Annotated in this window: 6 protein-coding genes and 1 pseudogene; 5 read left to right on the top strand and 2 right to left on the bottom strand. The window is 41.7% G+C overall.

Annotated features, from left to right (window positions below; all coding sequences use genetic code 11):
- The 5 genes and pseudogenes from NJ959_RS27245 to NJ959_RS31065 form a co-directional block, all read left to right on the top strand.
- A partial coding sequence (locus tag NJ959_RS27245) for a hypothetical protein (protein WP_254014897.1) occupies positions 1-195 on the top strand: 195 nt, incomplete at its 5' end.
- 87 nt (positions 196-282) lie between these two features.
- Positions 283-651, top strand: a complete 369-nt coding sequence (locus tag NJ959_RS27240) for a DUF1036 domain-containing protein (RefSeq protein WP_254014896.1) — start codon at positions 283-285, stop codon at positions 649-651.
- Between the two features lie 215 nt (positions 652-866).
- Positions 867-1,904: a M10 family metallopeptidase gene (locus NJ959_RS27235; RefSeq protein WP_254014895.1), complete on the top strand. Its 1,038-nt coding sequence runs from the start codon at positions 867-869 to the stop codon at positions 1,902-1,904.
- Positions 1,901-1,945, top strand: a pseudogene (locus NJ959_RS31070) (hypothetical protein); the annotation flags it as partial. The gene NJ959_RS27235 and the pseudogene NJ959_RS31070, both read left to right, overlap by 4 nt.
- 102 nt (positions 1,946-2,047) lie before the next feature.
- On the top strand, positions 2,048-2,179 hold the full coding sequence (locus tag NJ959_RS31065) for a hypothetical protein (RefSeq protein ID WP_254014894.1): 132 nt from the start codon (positions 2,048-2,050) through the stop codon (positions 2,177-2,179).
- A 200-nt stretch (positions 2,180-2,379) separates the two neighbouring features.
- Here the strand turns inward: NJ959_RS31065 and NJ959_RS27220 are convergent, their stop codons facing one another.
- Entirely contained in the window at positions 2,380-3,075 is a 696-nt protein-coding gene (locus NJ959_RS27220; RefSeq protein WP_254014893.1) for a DUF8692 domain-containing protein, read from the bottom strand.
- On the bottom strand, positions 3,072-3,595 hold a 524-nt coding region (locus NJ959_RS27215; RefSeq protein WP_254014892.1), incomplete at its 5' end, for a helix-hairpin-helix domain-containing protein. The genes NJ959_RS27220 and NJ959_RS27215, both read right to left, overlap by 4 nt.

The raw sequence follows: 3,595 nt of genomic DNA, 5'->3' as shown, positions 1-3,595 counted from the left end.
ACCCGACAGTGGTTCAAACCACTGTCTAATAGCTTAAGTCAGTTAAAACTGACTGGCATGATAATTTCAGTCCATTTTAATGGACTTCAGCTATTAGACAGAGAATTTATTCTCTGGCGGGTTTGGCAGCTTCCTGACAAGGGTGCAAGTTATGAGTTGAAACCGACTGATAATTACAATTTTAGTCCATTTTAATGGACTTCAGCTATTAGACAGAGAATTTATTCTCTGGCGGGTTTGGCGGGTAACGAATAGATACTATTTCAAGATAATTCAGGTGTTATGGTAAAAAATCGGATTTGTCACCAAAAAGCAGAAATTATTCACTTCCATAAAACTCAAGCAATTAAAACTCATCTACTAGGAGAACTAATTCCTATGAACATTCTGAGAAAACTATCCCTAGTTACGATGGGAATCGGAACTTTCATGATATCAACCCTTAGTCTTCTAAGTCCAGCGCAATCAGCACCAAGAGGATTTCACGTCTGTAATGAAACAGGTGAAAATATTGAGGTTGCCATTGCCTATTACGAGTCCGATTACGGGAACGACATCTGGACTACCGAAGGTTGGTATAACTTGTCCAGGACAGAATGTAAAACAATTCATAGTTCCTTGGAAAATAGTCGTTGGATCTCATTCAGGTGAAATCCGCTGTATATTCCAGCATTTTGTTACTCAATCCAAAACACCAGAAATTATGCGATTTGTTACATAAATTAATATTTAGTAGTTTTGCATAAAAATCGGAATTTTCACCTGAGTTATATATAGAGTGCGATTGATGCTGCTACTAGCTCAAAGCTAATCGCGCTTACTTTTTCAACCTTGTTAAAGATACCTAAAGTAATCAAGGACTTATCATGAGTACAGCAACCGTAACTGCAACTGGCAACAATAACATTGATGGTTTACTCAGCGGAGTAAAATGGGCATCTACCTCAATCAGCTTTAGCTTCACCGACAGCATCAATGATTATGAGTCTGGTTATCCAGACCGCGCATCTCATGCCGCTAGCTTCCAAACACTAAACGCAACCCAGCGAAATGTAGCGCGGGCATGGATAGGCAACGGGGGGGCTTTTTTCAATATCTCTCTTCTTAGTCCATTTGAATTGACTGGTACCAGCGATCGCAATGCAACAATTCGCATGGCAATGTCCGATCACCCGGCAAGCATTGGTGCCGCAGCCTACGCCCGCTACCCTGGAAACACTGTTGAAGCAGGCGACGTATGGTTTAACAGAACTGATAACAACAGCCCAGTCATCGGCAACTTTGCTTATTATGCCTTCGGGCATGAATTGGGTCATGCACTGGGATTGAAGCATGGTCATGAGACTGGTGGTGTTCGCAATGTCGCCATGAATTCTGATCGCGACTCAATGGAGTTCTCGATTATGACTTACCGCTCCTATGTAGGGCATCCAGGAACTGGCGGTCCCACTAATGAGACATGGGGATATGCACAGTCATTAATGATGTACGACATTGCAGCCATTCAGCACATGTACGGTGCATGGTTTGGCTACAACTCCACCAACACAAATTACACCTTCTCAACCACCACCGGAGAGATGTTTGTCAATGGTGTCGGGCAAGGTACACCGGGTGCCAATCGTGTCTTCCGCACAATCTGGGATGGTAATGGGATCGATACCTATGACTTCTCGAACTACACCACTAATCTATCAATCGATCTGACACCGGGTGGTTGGTCTGATCTCAATGTTGGCGGTAATTTCCAACGCGCCTATCTTGGCGACGGTCATTATGCCCGTGGTCATGTATTCAATGCACTACAGTACAACGGTGATGTCCGTTCACTGATCGAAAACGCTAACGGTGGTTCTGGTAACGATACCATCAATGGCAACAGCGCTAACATGGTAATAGTCTGAATAATAATATCAGAGGTAATGATTATAACAATTACCTCTGGAGTGGAGATGGTAACGATTCCCTCTACGGCAATGGTGGTAACGATACTCTCATCGCTGGCAATGGCAATGATTACCTCAATGGTGGTACTGGTAATGACTCAATGTATGGTGGTGCTGGAGATGATATCTATGTAGTTGATAGTACCTCAGATATTGTCACTGAATACTTTAACGAGGGTACTGATGTTGTCTCTTCTTCTGCCAGTTACAGTCTCGGTAATAAAACGGACTGAAATCCAGAAAAAATACAGCGGCAAAATAATTAGTTTTGGAGTAGTTATCGCTTCTATCTGTAGGGTGCGTTACGCGCAAGCTAACGCACCAGCCACAGGATTAATAGATGCCTAATAAACCCGGTAATTTCAGTAAAACAGGATTGATGTGGTGTAATTCATAAACCTGTAACCATCTGTAATTGTCTCCCAAATCCCATCTATATTCTCGCTACTTCCTTCTGCAATCGCCTCACCAAAAATAAACACAAACCATAAACAATCAAACTCTCGCCAATTAATTCAGACAACTCTTCAACCGCTACCCTAGATTTCTCCAAAAATAACTTAATAAAGTCACCCTCTTCAAACAGATAAGCAAGTAGGGGTTTTAACACAACACCAAACAATTCTCCCCCAAAACCACCCAAAATAAATATACCCAACCCCAAGGCGACAAATGATATCGCTTTCCGGTGAAAATGCCACATCGCAATAAAGTCTCGGTGAAATATGAGTAAAGTACTCACACCAATACCTAAATAGATAGGCATCCAAGCTCTATGATGAGATGTATTGAGCAGATTGTAAAGTTGAAGATGAATTTTGAAAACTTCATCTACTGAGGCATAAGTAAATAGTACAGCGACGGTACAACAAAATATGCGCGATGGCGGGCGTGAAGATGGAAGTCCAAAAAGTAAAATACTAATTGCAATAGCGGCAATTAAAAACAGATGGAAAGCCTGGAAATAAGAAGGGACAGTCATTTGTCCATTCATATCAAAAGCTGGATAAGCTTCTCCTGTAAGTACTATACCTGCTAAATATATTGCCGCTAGTAAAACTTCCAAGGCAATTACAACTAACAGAATTAATTTGCCATGGGTTTCAACAATGTTTGAGGTAATTTTCATGGGTGAAAGTAATTGTAAATTTCGGTAGCTAAACTATTGCCAATTCCGGGAACTTCCATAAGCTGTGAGATAGATGCTTCTCGAATATAGTCAATCGAGTGAAAATGTGATAACAGTTGTTTTTGGCGCTGAAATCCTAAGCCGGGAATTTCATCTAAACGGCTACGACGCATTTTTTCACTTCGTTGTTGGCGATGGAAAGTTACGGCAAATCGGTGTGCTTCATCCCGCAACCGCCGTAATAATTGAACTCCAGGTTGTTCGGAATTGGTTGGTAAAGGAGATGATGCACCGGGAAGGAATATTTCTTCTCGCTGTTTAGCTAAACTTATGACTCGTAATTTGTCTAAAAGGTTCATTTCTTTTAAGGTGGCAACTACTGCTGAGAGTTGTCCTTTGCCTCCGTCAATCATGATTAAATCGGGAAAATTGGCAACGGATGGGGTAACGGTTTTTTCGGATGGGTTATTGGTTTTGGTGAGGGTTTTAGTAGCGGATGGGTTATTGGTTTCCCTTATAC

Origin of the sequence: Limnofasciculus baicalensis BBK-W-15 (genome assembly GCF_024178385.1) — a bacterium.
Lineage (GTDB): Bacteria > Cyanobacteriota > Cyanobacteriia > Cyanobacteriales > Coleofasciculaceae > Limnofasciculus > Limnofasciculus baicalensis.
The sequence above is the reverse complement of the archived record's forward strand: the minus strand, read 5'-3'. Positions and strand labels throughout refer to the sequence as shown.